Source organism: Mesorhizobium ciceri WSM4083 (genome assembly GCF_000519305.1).
GTDB classification, from domain to species: domain Bacteria; phylum Pseudomonadota; class Alphaproteobacteria; order Rhizobiales; family Rhizobiaceae; genus Mesorhizobium; species Mesorhizobium ciceri_B.
Genome location: NZ_JAFG01000003.1, coordinates 186191 through 201553, shown reverse-complemented (window position 1 = coordinate 201553; position 15363 = coordinate 186191). Strand labels below are relative to the sequence as shown.

Genomic DNA, 15363 nt, shown 5'->3' with positions numbered 1-15363 from the left:
GATGGTCGATGACGCGGCACGGGACGGCAGGCGCGAACGCCGGCGTGGACGCACGGGCGAGGCCGGCAGCGAAAGCAGCCGCCGTCCCAATTACCATTCGCTGAAGAACCCGTTCCTGCCGCAGCCGATCTTTTCGGATGATCAGGTGGCCGCGATTCACGATACGGCGCTGCGGGTGCTGGAAGAGCTCGGCATCAAGGTGCTGCTGCCGCAGGCGCGTGAGCTTTTCGCCAGCGCCGGCGCGCTGGTCGACCCTGACACCGACATGGTGCGCATAGGTCGCGGCATGGTGGCGGCGGCACTCGCCTCGGCGCCGAGATCGATCCACGCCCATGCCGGTTCGCGCGCCCGCGATCTGACGCTGGAGCTCGGCTCGATGACCTTCCTGGCCGGATGCGGGGCACCGAACGTCACCGATCTCGAGCGCGGCCGGCGGCCGGGAACGCTGGCGGATTTCGAGGATCTCATGCGACTGGTGCAGCATTTCGACGTGCTGCATATGCTCGGACCCTGCATCGAGCCGCAGGATGTCGACAACCGCTTTCGCCACTATGCCGTCAACCGCGCGCAGCTGACGCTGTCCGACAAGCTCCCGTTCGTCTTCGCCCGCGGCACGCTGCAAGTCGAGGACGGGTTCGAGATGCTGCGGCTGGCGCGCGGCCTGTCGCAGGACGAGTTTCTGGCAAGCGCGCATTGCTACACCGTCATCAACACCAACTCGCCGCGCCAGCTCGACATTCCGATGGCGCAAGGCATCATCGATTTCGCCCGCGCGGGCCAGATCTCCGTCATCACGCCGTTCTGCCTGGCGGGCGCCATGGCGCCGATCACGGTCGCCGGTGCGTTGACACTGCAGCACGCCGAAGCGCTGGCCGGGCTGACACTGGCGCAGATCGTGCGGCCGGGTGCGCCGGTCGTCTACGGCTCGTTCTCCTCCAATGTCGACATGAAATCCGGCGCGCCCGCCTTCGGCACGCCCGAGCATGTCAAGGCGACGCTGGGCGCCGGCCAGCTGGCGCGCTTCACCGGGCTGCCCTGGCGGTCCGGCGGCGGCAGTGCGGCCAACATCTCCGACGCGCAGGCCGCGCACGAGACGCAGTTCGCGCTGTGGGGCTCGGTGCTGGCCGGGGCGACGATGTGCATCCATGCCGCCGGCTGGCTGGAGGGGGGCTTAAGCGTTTCCTTCGAAAAGCTGGTCACCGACATCGAGGCTTTGCAGACGGTGGCTGAACTTTGTGCCGCGACGCCTGGCGACAGCGATTCCATCGGTTTCGAAGCGATCGCCGAGGTGCAGCCGGGCGGCCATTTCTTCTCGGCCGGCCACACCATGGCGCGCTACCGTACCGCCTTCTACGAACCGCTGGTGGCCGACTGGTCGAATTTCGGCAACTGGACGCAAAGCGGCTCGAAGACGGCGAGTGAGCGCGCCACCGGTGTCTGGAGGCGGGTGCTTGCCGATTTCGCGCCACCGGCCTCGGCCGTCGCCACATCAGGCGTGCTGGACGAATTCATCGCGCGGCGCACGGCAGAGGGCGGAGCAGCGCCGGTGTCTTAAGGCTGGCTCTCGCTGATCGCCCTGGTTGTGGCGTTATCCGGAACCTACAGCGCCTCCCGCGCATTCAAGTTTGCGGCCGGTGCACTGCGCGCCGGTGTGCTGTTTGAGGGGAGGACGACATGGGTTTCGACCAGTATCACGAACCGCCCGAGGAACTGACGCAGGAGGTGCGGACCTTTGCCCGCATGATCACCTCGCTGATCGAGGAGGCGGAAGCGATCAGCTGGTACGAACAGCGCATGTCGGTGGAGAAAGACCCGCAGGCGCGCGCCATCATGAAGAATGCGCAGAGCGAAGAGTTCAAGCATTTCGGCATGGATCTCGAATTCCTGCTGCGCCAGAAGAAGGACTGGCGCGCGGAACTGAAGGAAATCCTGTTCACCACGGGCGACATCGTCAAGGCCGGGGAGCGAGGCGAGAAGAAAGTGGATTAAACGCCTTTGCCGGCTTCCGACTGTCAATCGCTGTCACGCGCGACCAGTTCCAGCGGCCAGACTTCGCGGATGATCCGTGGACCCTCGGGGCCGGCGAAGGCCGGGATCGAGGCCAGCAGCATTTCGGCGAGCCGCTGTCCCATCGGCTCCAGCGCCGGGCGGAAGGCGGTCAGAGCCGGGGAAAAATAGCGGCAGAGCGGCGTGTCGACGATGACTGTCACCGCGATGTCTTGGCCCGGCCTGATGCCCATCTCGGCCAGCGCCTTGCAGCCTCCGAGCGCCATCACGTCATTGTTAAAGATGATGGCGGTCGGCGGGTTCTTGGAACGCATGACCCTCGGTGTCACGGCGTAGCCGCCGGCCTCGTTGATGAAACCGTCCGCGATCAGTTCCGGGTCGACTTCGATGCCGTGTCTCAACAAGCCCTTGCTATAGCCGTCGAGGAACAGATAGCTGAAATTGAGATCGAGGGACGGGCGGATGGCGGCGATGCGGCGATGGCCTCGCGCCACAAGCCGGTCGACCGCATCGGCGCCAGCCTTTTCGAAATCGAGGTCGAGGCTGGGATAGGGCCTGGCCCCGGAGCGGCTGCGACCGACCGTGGCGAAGGGGAAACCAGCCTGGGTCAGGTAATCGATGCGTTCGTCCTCGCGCCGGGTCCAGGCGAGCACCACGGCATCGGCGCGGCGCGTCTCGACGACGCGGCGCAGGCGCTCCTGCTGGTAGTCGCCGGGCGCACCCATGACCACAATCAGGTCGAGCCCGCTTTCGGCGAGCTTGGCCTGCAGCCCGATCAGGAACGGCATGAAGAATGGTTCGCCATATTGCTGGTCACCCGGATGCGGCTGCAGCATGAAGGCGATCGAATGGGTGGCGCCTTGCCTGAGACTGCGGCCGGACTGGTTCGGCGAATAGTTGAGCGTCCTGGCCGCCTCGAGTACGCGCTGGCGCGTGTCGGCATTGACGTCGGCGCGGCCGTTCAGCGCCCGCGACACCGTGCCGATCGAAATGTTCAGGTGACGGGCAAGGTCGTGAATGCTGGATGCCAAGTGACTGTACTCCCCCTTGCTTGGCTAGCACCGGTAGCCGCTCAGGCCAAGCCGACAGGACGATTTTCGCCAAGGGCCGATTGACATTCTACGCCTTCGGGTGTGTTCTCGTAAACGTTTACGGAAAAACGTTTACGGTCCTGCCGTGGATGCCGTGACGATCGGTCTGGAGGGACCGAGCGGAGGAGGAGCGCTGGATGATCGATGTCGTCCTGGTCGGCTGCGGAGCGATGAGCAAGGCCTGGCTCGATGCCATCAGGCAGATCCACGGGCTCACCCTTGTCGGCCTCGTGGATCTCGATGCCGACAGGGCACGGGCGAGGGCGCGCGAATACGATCTCACCAATGTCGTCATCGGCAACAATCTCGACGCCGTGCTCGAGCAGACCCAACCGCTAGCGGTGTTCGACGTGGTGGTTCCCGCCGCCCGGCGCGCGGTCGCGCTTTCCGCCTTTGCCCACAATTGCCATCTGCTGACGGAAAAGCCGCTCGCCGACTGCCCGGAGAATGCGCGTGCCATCGTCGAGGCTGCGCGCCGGGCCAGACGCATTCATGCGGTTGTGCAGAACCGTCGCTACGTTGCCAATGTCAGGCGCATCCGGAGGTTTCTGGATTCTGGCGCCATCGGCGCGCCGACCAGCATCCATGCCGACTTCTTCGTCGCACCGCATTTCGGCGGCTTTCGCGAGGAGATGGCACATGTGCTGCTGCTCGATATGGCGATCCACACCTTCGACGCCGCCCGCTACATGATCGCCGGCGAGCCGGCCGGTGTCTATTGCCAGGAATGGGAGCCGGCCAATTCCTGGTACCGGCAGGGATCGTCGGCCAGCGCCGTCTTCGATCTCGGCGGCGGCAAGGTCTTCACCTATGCCGGGAGCTGGTGCGCCGCCGGCTTCCGCACCAGTTGGGAAAGTACGTGGCGCATCGTCGCCGAGCGTGGCAGCCTCATCTGGGACGGCAATGACGGGCTGCAGGCAGAAGTGGTGGTTCCCGGCCGCGACGGGCTGATCGACAAAACCCAGCCGATCGACGTGCCGCCACTCGACCCGTCCGACCGCATCGGCGGCCATCTCGGCATCATCCGGGATTTCATGCACGCCATCGAGACCGGCACCGACCCGGAAACGCGCGGCGCCGACAACATCAAGAGCCTGGCCATGGTTTTTGGCGCCATCGAAAGCGCCGAGACCGGCCGCCGCGTGACGATCGCAGAGGAAGTACAATGACGCCGAACCCGCTTCTCGACATCCGGATCGGCACCATGGTGCGGGCCAATCTCGACGACCCGGCGGCCTACATCAAGGCGATCCTGCCGCACGGCTTCGAGAGCATCCAGCCTTTCTTCTGGCAAACGCTTGGCGGCAAGGACCTGTCGCTTCTCGCCGGCCAGATCCGCGAGGCGATCGGCGATGCCGACGTCACCGTGTCCTCGCTCGGCGTGTTCGGCAATCCGCTGGAAGACGGCGAGGTGGATCGCGGCGTGCTCAAGGCCTGGGAGACGGTGATCGACAACGCGCATCTGTTCGGCACCTCGATGGTCAGCGGCTTCACCGGCCGCCTGCGCGGCAAGAAGCTGACCGACAGCCTGCCGCGCTTCAGGGAGGTCTGGGGGCCGCTGGCCAGGCGCGCCGCCGACAAGGGGGTCCGCATAGCCTTCGAAAACTGCGCCATGGACGGCAACTGGGCCGCCGGCGACTGGAACATCGCCCACAATCCGGACGCCTGGGAGATGATGTTCAACGAAGTGCCGGACGACAATCTCGGACTGGAATGGGAGCCCTGCCATCAGCTCGTCTATCTGATCGACCCGATGCCGCAGATCCGCAAATGGGCGCCGCGGATCTTCCACGTCCACGGCAAGGACGCGACGGTGCGCTGGGACGTTATCCGCGAGCATGGCGTGTTCGGCCGGCTGCCCTTCGTGCAGATGCGCACGCCCGGTTTCGGCGACAGCGACTGGACGCGGGTGATCAGCGAATTGCGGCTGGCCGGCTACAAGGGGGCCATCGATATCGAAGGCTGGCACGACCCGGTCTATCGCGGCGACCTCGAGATCACTGGCCAGGTGCGGGCGCTGGAATATCTCAAGCAATGCCGGGGAGGGGCCAGCTACCTGCCGAACCCGATGTGAGGATCGGCCGGCGGGAGGAGCCGGCCGGGATGTCTGCAACGCACATTGCCGAAGCGAATGTCGAACCCTCGCTTGCGAGGACAAAAAGGGAGGATAAGTGCATGAGCATGACGATGAGAAGGACAGTTCTGCGCTCGACCGTCGTGGCCGCCGCCACGATGCTTGCCGCTGCGATCTCCACCTTGCCCGCGCAGGCGCTCGACGCCAAATGGTGCAAGGACGTCCACATCCGCTTTTTTGTCGGCGGCGCCGAGGGCGACGCTTTCGGCACCATCGTCTACAATGGCGCCAAGCAGGCAGAGGCCGATCTCGGACCGAAGGTCGACTACATCTTCTCCCAGTGGGACATCGAAAAGATGGTGCAGCAACTGCGCGAGGCCGTCGCGGTCAAGCCTAACGGCATCGCCATGATGGGTCATCCGGGCGATGCGTCGATCATGCCGCTGGCCGAACAGGCGCATAAGGACGGCATCAAGATGATGTACCAGAACGTGCCGGTGCCGAAGGTGGTGGAAGCGTTCGGCGGCGGCTATGTCGGCGCCCAGCAGGAACAGCAGGGCCGCGCGCTCGGCGCCGAGGCGTTCAAGCTCGGCAAGCTCAAGGCCGGCGACAAGGCGATCATGATCGGTCCGTTCGAAAACGAAAGCCGCGGCGCGCGCGAGCGCGGCACGGTGGCGGCGCTCAAGGAGGCCGGCGTCGAGGTCATCCAGCTGTCCTCGCCGCCGAGCGGCGAATGGGCGTCCGATCCCAATCTGGCCATTCCGGTCATCACCGCGGCGCTGCTCAACAATCCCGACGTCAAGGCGGTCGGCTATCCCGGCGGGCAGATGCTCGGCAATGTTTCGACCTATATGCAGGCGGCCGGACGCAAGGCGGGCGAGATCTTCAATTTCGGCTTCGACACCAGCCCGCAGATCGTCGAGGGCTTCAAGGGCGGCTGGGTGCAATTGACCGCCGACCAGCAGCCGTTCCTGCAGGGCTATCTGCCGATCCTCAGCCTCTGCCAGCAGGTTGTGCTGGGGCTGGCGCCGATGAATGTCGACACCGGCGCCGGTTTCGTCACGCCCGAAAATTACGAGATCGTCGCTGAGCTCGCCAAGCAGGCGCTGCGCTGACCTCCCAAGCCGCCGGCCGGGATCTCAGGCCCCGGCCGGCGGGACCGCTGGCGACGCAGCAACAGACAATCAAAGCGAGGATCCGATGGCAGAACGCCTCATCGAACTGCGCGACATCAGCAAATCCTATGGCCAGGTCTATGCGCTGGGCGGGGTCAATCTCAGCGTCGACCGCGGCGAGGTCGTCGGCCTGCTTGGCGACAATGGCGCCGGCAAGTCGACGCTGATCAAGATCCTCTCCGGCGTGGTCAAGCCGACCAGCGGTGAGATCCTCGTGCGCGGCAAGCCGGTGACCGGGTGGAGTGCGGCGCGTTCGCGCGAGGCCGGCATCGAGACGGTGTTCCAGGACCGGGCGCTGGCCGTGCAGCAGACCATCGTTCGCAACATCTTCATGGGCCGCGAGCTGACCGGCTTCATGGGCTTTCTCAGGGTCAACAAGGAGATCGAGGAAGCGAGCCGGCTGATGCGCGAGATCGGCTTCACCTCGAAAGTGTTCACGCCGCAGTCGATCGTCGGCCAGCTTTCGGGCGGCGAACGCCAGGGCGTGGCGATCGCCCGCGCCATCTACAAGCAGGCCGAGCTGATCGTCCTCGACGAGCCGACGACGGCGCTGTCGCTGACCGAAACCGCCAAGGTGTTCCATTTCGTGCGCCAGGTGCGGGCGAGCGGCCGCTCGATCCTGTTCATCGGCCACAACATCCATCATGTCTTCGACATCGCCGATCGCTTCGTCGTGCTCGATCGCGGCAAGGTCGCGCTGACGACAGACCGCAGCGAGGTCAAGTCGGCCGAAGATCTCATCAACTTCATGGAAGAGGTCGCGCATCCCGGCGGATTGGCCGGACTGCACGATGCCGGCGACGCGGAGCAGAGAGCACGATGAGCAAGACCATGGAGCCCGACCTGCACGAGCCGTCCGCCGGCATCCCCAGTTCCCCGAAGGAGTGGAGACACCCATCCGATCACTGGATGCGCGGCTTCATCCTCGACAACCGTGCCGCGCTCGGCACGCTCGCCGTGTTCATCGTCATGATGACGGTGTTCATGATAGCCAACCCCACCGTCTTCACCACCTGGTATCTCTACCGCTCGGTGCTGACGACGCTCCCCGTGGCGCTGTTCGTGGTGGTGCCGCTGGTCTTCGTCGTCACCTGCGGCGAGATCGACCTGTCGTTTCCGGCAACGATGGGGTTTGCCTCATGGGTCTTCGCGCTGGTCGTGCAGGCCGGCTACGATCCGTTCCTCGGCATCGCCGCCGCACTCGTCACCGGCATGCTGCTCGGCTTCCTGGTAGGCTCGCTGGTCGTCTATGGCGGGCTGTCGTCGCTGATCGCCACGCTCGGCATGAATTTCCTGCTGCGCGGCCTGATCCAGATCATCAACGAAGGCAAGTCGATGGCGCTGACCAGCCTCAGCGACAGCTGGGCCTACATGATCTTCTCAAGCCAGCTCCTCGGCATTCCGGTGCAGATCTTCTGGGCCATCGGTTTTGTCGTGCTGTCGGCGATGCTCTACAACCGCCATCGCTTCGGCGCGCAGGTGAGGGTGGTCGGCGACAACCCCGACAGCGCCCAGCAGATGGGCATCGACGTCAAGCGCGTGCGGGTGAAAGTGTTCGTCTTCGTCGGCATCGGGGCGGCGATCGCCGGCACCTTCTCGGTGATGATCAACTTCACCTGGTGGCCGACCGCCGGCGACGGCTATCTCCTGCCGGTGCTGGCCTCGGTGTTCGTCGGCGGCACGCCGACCTGGGGCGGCATCGGCACCGTGGTCGGCGGCGCCATCGGCGCGGTCACCGTGTCGTTCATCCAGACCGGCGTCGTGGCGGCGGGCCTGAGCGGCTTCTACGTCCAGTTCTTCAACGGGCTGATCATCATCCTGTCGCTGCTCGGGCATAAGTGGAACCAGGCGCGGTATCGGTGAGGGGCTGCCACATGGTTGTGTCACGCGATCAAGTGACGACTGTTCGGGTGCTAAGGGTTACGGTCTTAATCGCACATTTGTTTGTGTTGAAAGAAACTTTGGCTATGGACTACCCCTACGACTTGGATGCTACATTGTCCTAAGTACACAAGGTAGGCAAAACAAGAATCCGCGATGGGATAGTCTCCCGTGCGGCCTATTTCGACGTATTGGAATCGGCTTGGGGGAGGGCGATTTGGCCAAGACAATTAGGCAAATTATTGATTCTGTTTACAATGGGCAGATACGCATACCCGCTTTTCAACGCGGTTTTGTCTGGGAGCCCGATCGTGTCGCATATCTGATGGATAGCATCTACAAGAGATATCCATTTGGACAACTGCTATTTTGGCGAACAGACGAAAAACTAAAAGTTGAGCGGGATTTAGGCCCATTCAAAATGCCGGCCCTGGCCGAAGATTATCCTGTTGATTATGTTCTTGATGGACAGCAAAGAATAACGTCAATTTTTGGAGTTTTTCAGACGGAACTTAAGCCGGAGATCGATATAGACTGGCTAGATGTTTACTTTGATCTTCTTGCAGAGGAAAACGCTCAGGATACACAGTTTGTAGCCCTGCCAGATGAGGAGATTGACCCGAATCGCCATTTTCCTCTCAAGGCATTGTTCGACACTGTGGCGTATCGCGCTGCGACAAAAGACCTAAATGAAGACGTTGCAAAGAAAATAGACGACATGCAGTCGGTCTTTAAAGAGACCCAGATTCCGATTCAGACTACAGATACCAAGGACAAAGTAACTGTAGCGATCATATTCGAAAGGGTTAATAGGCAAGGCGTAGAACTTGACACGCTTCAGCTTCTCTCAGCTTGGACGTGGAGTGAAGATTTTCAACTACAGGAGCAGTTTTCGGATTTATCTGAGGAGCTTCAGCCGTTTGGTTTTTCAGAATTAAGTGAGAATACGAATCTTTTGCTGAGGTGCTGCTTCGCAGTGCTTAAGGGAGATGCATCCCCCCAAGCACTGATGGAAATGAATGGAGCAGAGGTGAGAGAAGGATTTGAACGGGTCGTTAATGGGGTGCGATATGCTGTTGACTACCTGAAGAATAATTTTGGGGTTGAGACTCTGTCCAACCTGCCGTTCTCAACGCAATTGGTCCCCCTGTCTGTTTTCTTTGCGGTGCCGAATGGCAAAGAAATTGTCGCGTCAAACGCTCAACGTGAGGCGATCAATAAGTGGTTTTGGCGCTCTAGCTTTTCCAAAAGATATAGTTCTGGTGTTCTACGGAATCTGAATTCTGACATCGAAGGAATGAAGAAACTAAGAGAGGGCGGGGATATTGGCATTGCGGACATAACGTTTAATTTTGATGACGGGTTCTTTATTCAAAATAGATTTGGAATAAATAATGTTAATACGAAGAGCTTCGTTCTTCTTCTCGCCACGAAGAATTCTCGGTCATTTATTTCTGGTGAACCGATAAATATCAAAGAGAAGATTAAGATGGCCAATAGGAATGAATTTCATCATATGATGCCTCGAGCTTTCTTGAAAGATACGGGTCAGGCCGCTTATAACGAAAGTGTTCTTGCTAATTTTTGCTTCATGTCTCGTGCGGACAATCGTAATCTTGGGGGTGATGCCCCCTCAGTCTATCGTGCTAAAATGCAAGGAAACGTAGATCTAATTATGGATTCGTGTTTCTCTAACGATACTCTGTTTGATGATGATTTTGAGGGGTTTGTCATTGAAAGATCTGTGGCGCTAGCGACAAAGGTAAAGGAACTCTGCGGAATTTAAAACTCGCTCACACCGCCGCAACGAACCCGTCCAGCACACGCTTCTGGCCGGCCTTGTCGAAGTCGATGGTCAGCTTGTTGCCTTCGATGGCGGAAATATTGCCGTTGCCGAATTTCTGGTGGAAGACGCGGTCGCCAACATTGAAGGGCGATGGCTTGTCGGCGACGGATTTGGCGACCAGTTCGCCGTCGATGGTGCGGCCTTTGACGGAGGTGCGGCCGGCGCCGTAGCCGCTGTCCGTCTCGCCATAGCCGATGCGCTCGACCTGATGGCCGGAGCGCGAGCCCCAGTTGCGGTCGGTCGCCTCGGTGCGGTTGGCCTGCGCGCGCTGCCAGCCCGGCGTCGCATAGGTGTTGGAGAAGGCGCCGGATTTTTCGCTGTCGGCGCCGACATTGTCGAAGCGCGAGGCGCCATAGGGGTTTTGTCTTCCTGCGCCCTGGCCCCCGCGGCCGGAGGCAAAAGAGCCACCACCGTAGGAATTGCCGTAGCCGCCATAGCTGTTGCCGCTTTCGGCGACTTCGACATGGGCTTCCGGCAGTTCGTCGAGGAAGCGTGACGGGATGGTCGACTGCCACAGGCCGTGGATGCGGCGGTTGGAGACGAACCACAGATGCAGGTTCTTCTTGGCCCGGGTCAGGCCGACATAGGCGAGGCGGCGCTCTTCCTCCAGCCCGGAACGGCCGCCTTCATCCAGCGCACGCTGGTGCGGGAACAGGCCTTCCTCCCAGCCGGGCAGGAAGACGGTCTCGAATTCGAGGCCCTTGGCCGAATGCAGCGTCATGATGCTGACGGCGTCGAGCCCGGCATTCTGCTCGGCGTCCATCACGAGTGCGACATGTTCAAGGAAGGAGCGCAGCGATTCGTACTCCTCCATCGAGCGGATCAGTTCTTTCAGGTTCTCCAGCCGGCCGGGGGCTTCGACCGAGCGGTCATTCTTCCACATGTCGGTGTAGCCGCTCTCTTCCAAGATGGTCTCGGCGAGTTCGGTGTGCGGCGTGGTTTCCAGCGCCTTCTGCCAGCGCTCGAAATTGGCGGCCACTTCACGCAAGGCGGCGCGCGGCTTCGGCTTCAGCTCGTCGCTTTCGGCGAGCTTGGCGGCGGCCTCCAGCATCGGGATGCGCAGCGCACGCGCGGTATCGTGGATCTGGCGGATGGTGGCTTCGCCCAGGCCGCGCTTGGGCACATTGACGATGCGCTCGAAGGCGAGGTCGTCGGCGCCTTGGGCGACGACGCGGAAGAAGGCCAGCGCATCGCGGATTTCCATGCGTTCGTAGAAACGCGGGCCGCCGATGACGCGGTAGTTGAGGCCGAGCGTGACGAAACGGTCCTCGAATTCGCGCATCTGGAAGGACGCGCGGACCAGGATCGCCATGTCGTTGAGATTGTGCTTTTGCCGCTGGTAGGTCTCGATGGTCTCGCCGACGGCGCGCGCTTCTTCTTCGGAATCCCAGGCGGCGTGAACATGCACCTTGCCGTCTTCGGGATCGTTGCGGTCCGTGAACAGCGTCTTGCCGAAGCGGCCCTCATTGTGGGCGATGAGGTGGGAGGCAGCACCAAGGATGTGCGCGGTCGAGCGATAGTTGCGCTCCAGCCGGATGATGGTGGCGCCGGGAAAATCCTTGTCGAAGCGCAGGATGTTGTCGATCTCGGCACCGCGCCAGCCATAGATCGACTGATCGTCGTCGCCGACGCAGCAGATGTTTACGGTGGCGCGGGTGTCAGTCGAAGAGCGCCCAATCTCCCCCCTAGAGGGGGAGATGTCGCCGGAGGCGACAGAGGGGGGCGCTGTCCCTCCAGCCTGTCGGCGCGAGGCGCCCCCCTCTGTCCTGCCGGACATCTCCCCCTCAAGGGGGGAGATCGGCTTGCCTTGAGGCCGCTGCGCCAGGAGGCGCAGCCACATGTACTGGGCGGTGTTGGTGTCCTGGTATTCGTCGACGAGGATGTATTTGAAGCGCTTGTGGTATTCCTTCAGCACATCCGGATTGGCGCGGAAGATGCGGATCGGGTGGCACAGGAGATCGCCGAAGTCGCAGGCGTTCAGCGTCTTCAGCCGCTCCTGATAGGCCTTGTAGAGTTCGCGGCCCTTGCCGTTGGCGAAGGCGCGCGCATCGCCCTCGGCGATGTCGGCCGGGCCTTGCCCCTTGTTCTTCCAGCCGTCGATCATCTGGGCGAATTGCTTGGCCGGCCAGCGCTTGTCGTCCAGACCTTCGGCCTGGATCAGCTGCTTGATCAGCCGCACGACGTCGTCGGTGTCGAGGATGGTGAAGTCGGAGCGCAAACCGGCAAGTTCGGCATGGCGGCGAAGCAGCTTGACGCCAATCGAGTGGAAGGTGCCGAGCCAGGGCATGCCCTCGACATTGCCTTCGCCGATCAGGACGCCAATGCGGATCTTCATCTCTCGCGCGGCCTTGTTGGTGAAGGTCACCGCGAGGATCTGCGACGGGAACGCCTTGCCGGTGGCGAGGATGTGGGCGATGCGCGTGGTCAGCACTCGGGTCTTGCCGGTGCCGGCTCCGGCCAGCACCAGAACCGGACCCTCCGTTGTTTCAACAGCTAGCCGCTGCTCCGGGTTGAGGCCCTTCAGATAGTCGGGCGCGTTGTTGTGTCCGCTGCGGGCAGCCATGGCGCGCGCGGCGATGCCCGACGGGGCCGTGGGCCGCGCATTGGGTTCGTCGAAAAAGGGCATGTCTTCGGAAAAGCCGGACATCGCCCCGAATGTAGTGATTCGGTGGGGAAAGACCAGAACTGTCTACGTTTTGTTCCGCTAAAGTGCCCGATTGCTGCCCCGCGCTCTCAGTGCGGTCGATGTTATCCCAATTGCGATGGACCATTCCGGCTTGCGCTTCAGGCCCGTGCTTGACAGGCGGGACCGTCAGGAGAAAGTTGTGCTTCGGGCAGCGACGCAATGCCGGGTTGCCATGGCCGCGCCGCGAAGCGCAACAATCGAAGCCGCGAAGCGCAACAGTCGAAGGAGTATCATCTTGGCTGTCACCATCACTTCCCTCATTCTTTTCCTCATCGGCCTGGCACTCGGCGGCGGCGGCATCCGCCTGGCGATGCTGGGCGGCAGCTGGTACTATGTCGTTGCCGGCCTTGCCTTCCTGATCGCCGCCTGGCTGCTCTACCGGCGCCGGTCCACCGCACTGTGGCTCTACGCGGTGATCGTGCTCGGCACGCTGGCCTGGGCGGTCTGGGAAATCGGCTTCGACTGGTGGGAACTCGGGCCTCGCGGCGGCATTATCGTGCTTCTCGCCTTGTGGCTGCTGACGCCGTGGGCGAGGCGGGGTCTTGTCGGCCCTGACGCACGCGCGCCGCTGATCCTTGCCGTGCTGGCATCATTGGCCGTCGCCGGTTATTCGATGACTTCGGATCCGAAGGACATTGCCGGCGAACTCGGCACCGACAAGGTGGTTGCCAACGCCAATCTCGGCAATGATGTGCCGGCCGGCGAATGGCACTATTACGGCCGCACGCAGTTCGGCCAGCGCTATTCGCCGCTCGACCAGATCACACCGGACAATGTCGCCAAGCTGCAGCCCGCCTGGACCTACCAGACCGGCGACGTGAAGGGACCGGACGATGTCGGCGAGACCACCTATCAGGTGACGCCGCTGAAGATCGGCGACACGCTCTACATCTGCACGCCGCATAATTTCGCCATCGCCATCGATGCCGCGAGCGGCAAGGAGAAATGGCGCTTCGATCCCAAGGTCAAGCTCGACAAGGATCGCCAGCACCAGACCTGCCGCGGCGTGGCCTATTACGCCGATGCCGCCGGCGCCGCCGGGCAGCCCTGTGCGACCCGCGTCTATCTGCCGACCTCGGATGCGCGGCTGATCGCGCTCGACGCCGCCAACGGGCAGATCTGTCCGGCTTTCGCCGAGGGCGGTACGCTGAACCTTCTGACCAACATGCCCTATCCGAAGTCGGGCTATTATTACTCGACCTCGGCCCCGCTGATCTCAGGCGGCAAGATCATTGTCGGCGGCGCGGTCAACGACAATTATTCGACGCAGGAGCCGTCCGGCGTCATCCGCGCCTACGACGCTGCCACCGGCGCGCTGGTGTGGAACTGGGATTCCGGCAATCCGGACCAGACGACGCCGCTGGCGGCCGGCCAGACCTATGCCGCCAACTCGCCCAACATGTGGTCGACGCCGAGCGCCGACGAGAAGCTCGGCCTGCTCTACGTGCCGCTCGGCAACCAGACGCCGGACCAGCTCGGCGCCGGGCGCAGCGCCAATGTCGAGAAGTTCTCGTCGTCGATCACCGCGCTCGACCTCAACACCGGTCAGGTGCGATGGGTGCGGCAGACCGTGCACCACGATCTCTGGGATATGGACGTACCGGCGCAGCCGAGCCTGATCGACATCACCAAACCCGACGGCACGGTGGTGCCGGCGCTGGTCGGGCCGACCAAGCAGGGCGATCTTTATGTGCTCGACCGCCGCACCGGCGAGCCGGTCATTGCGGTCAACGAAGTGCCGGCGCCCGGCGGCGCGATCGAAGGCGACCACACATCGCCGACGCAGCCGGTCTCCGATCTCACCTTCATGCCGAAGCCGCTGACCGGCGCCGACATGTGGGGCCTAACCATGTTCGACCAGTTGGCCTGCCGGATCGAATTCCAGGGCCTGCGCTATGAGGGCCGCTATACGCCGCCTTCCGTACAGGGCTCGCTGATCTACCCCGGCAATTTCGGCACCTTCAACTGGGGCGGCGTCGCCGTCGACCCGGTCCGGCAGGTGCTGTTCGGCATGCCGACCTACCTGGCGTTCAAATCGCAGTTGATCCCGCGCGATCAAGTGCCGCCGCCGGACGAAGGGCGGGGCAGCGAGCAGGGGCTGAACCGCAACGAGGGCGCGCCCTATGCGGTGGTGATGGGGCCGTTCCTGTCGCCGCTCGGCATTCCTTGCCAGGCGCCGCCCTGGGGCTATGTCGCCGGCGCCGATCTCAGGACCGGCAAGATCGCCTACAAGCACCGCAACGGCACCGTCTATGACATGACGCCACTGCCGCTGCCACTGAAGGTCGGCGTGCCCGGCATCGGCGGGCCGATGATCACCGCTGGCGGCGTCGCCTTCCTGGGGGCCGCGGTCGACGACTATCTGCGCGCCTATGACCTGACGTCGGGCAAGCAGCTGTGGCAGGCGCGGCTGCCGGCCGGCGGGCAATCGACGCCGATGACCTATACGGTGGCCGACGGCCGCCAGTTCGTGGTCATCGTCGCCGGCGGCCACGGTTCGGTCGGCACCAAGCCTGGGGACTATGTGATGGCCTACGCGCTGCCGAAGTAGGCGACAGGGGGACGCGATCTTTCAGAGGTCGCGCAGCCCCCTCATCTGTGCC

The 15363-nt window shown here is 62.8% G+C and carries 11 protein-coding genes; 9 read left to right on the top strand and 2 right to left on the bottom strand.

Features of this window, described 5'->3' with window-relative positions:
• Position 1 precedes the first annotated feature (1 nt).
• The gene (locus tag MESCI2_RS0101000; RefSeq protein ID WP_027034911.1) at positions 2–1555 is read left to right on the top strand and encodes a trimethylamine methyltransferase family protein; all 1554 of its coding nucleotides are present in this window, start codon (positions 2–4) and stop codon (positions 1553–1555) included.
• A gap of 119 nt (positions 1556–1674) precedes the next feature.
• On the top strand, positions 1675–1989 hold the full coding sequence (locus MESCI2_RS0100995) for a hypothetical protein (protein ID WP_027034910.1): 315 nt from the start codon (positions 1675–1677) through the stop codon (positions 1987–1989).
• 23 nt (positions 1990–2012) lie between these two features.
• On the opposite strand, the gene MESCI2_RS0100990 is transcribed toward MESCI2_RS0100995, so the two are convergent.
• On the bottom strand, positions 2013–3038 hold the full coding sequence (locus MESCI2_RS0100990; RefSeq protein WP_027034909.1) for a LacI family DNA-binding transcriptional regulator: 1026 nt from the start codon (positions 3036–3038) through the stop codon (positions 2013–2015).
• Between the two features lie 197 nt (positions 3039–3235).
• On the opposite strand from MESCI2_RS0100990, the gene MESCI2_RS0100985 reads away from it, so the two are divergent.
• The 6 genes from MESCI2_RS0100985 to MESCI2_RS0100960 all read left to right on the top strand — a co-directional run bounded on the left by MESCI2_RS0100985 (position 3236) and on the right by MESCI2_RS0100960 (position 10014).
• On the top strand, positions 3236–4267 hold the full coding sequence (locus MESCI2_RS0100985) for a Gfo/Idh/MocA family protein (RefSeq protein WP_027034908.1): 1032 nt from the start codon (positions 3236–3238) through the stop codon (positions 4265–4267).
• Entirely contained in the window at positions 4264–5172 is a 909-nt protein-coding gene (locus MESCI2_RS0100980; RefSeq protein WP_027034907.1) for a sugar phosphate isomerase/epimerase family protein, read from the top strand. The genes MESCI2_RS0100985 and MESCI2_RS0100980 overlap by 4 nt, the downstream gene beginning before the upstream one ends.
• Positions 5173–5273: 101 nt before the next feature.
• A complete protein-coding gene (locus tag MESCI2_RS0100975; RefSeq protein WP_027034906.1) occupies positions 5274–6287 on the top strand; it encodes a substrate-binding domain-containing protein in 1014 nt (337 codons plus the stop codon).
• Positions 6288–6372: 85 nt separating this feature from the next.
• Entirely contained in the window at positions 6373–7170 is a 798-nt protein-coding gene (locus MESCI2_RS0100970; RefSeq protein WP_013530993.1) for an ATP-binding cassette domain-containing protein, read from the top strand.
• The gene (locus MESCI2_RS0100965; RefSeq protein ID WP_027034905.1) at positions 7167–8210 is read left to right on the top strand and encodes an ABC transporter permease; all 1044 of its coding nucleotides are present in this window, start codon (positions 7167–7169) and stop codon (positions 8208–8210) included. The genes MESCI2_RS0100970 and MESCI2_RS0100965 overlap by 4 nt, the downstream gene beginning before the upstream one ends.
• Before the next feature lie 235 nt (positions 8211–8445).
• Complete coding sequence (locus MESCI2_RS0100960; protein WP_032900346.1) at positions 8446–10014, top strand: DUF262 domain-containing protein; 1569 nt, start codon at positions 8446–8448, stop codon at positions 10012–10014.
• A gap of 7 nt (positions 10015–10021) precedes the next feature.
• Here the strand turns inward: MESCI2_RS0100960 and MESCI2_RS0100955 are convergent, their stop codons facing one another.
• Positions 10022–12721, bottom strand: coding sequence for an ATP-dependent helicase (locus MESCI2_RS0100955; RefSeq protein WP_027034903.1), 2700 nt, complete (start codon positions 12719–12721; stop codon positions 10022–10024).
• A 274-nt stretch (positions 12722–12995) separates the two neighbouring features.
• Between MESCI2_RS0100955 and MESCI2_RS0100950 the strand changes: the two genes are divergently transcribed.
• The gene (locus MESCI2_RS0100950) at positions 12996–15311 is read left to right on the top strand and encodes a glucose/quinate/shikimate family membrane-bound PQQ-dependent dehydrogenase (protein ID WP_027034902.1); all 2316 of its coding nucleotides are present in this window, start codon (positions 12996–12998) and stop codon (positions 15309–15311) included.
• Positions 15312–15363 lie beyond the last annotated feature (52 nt).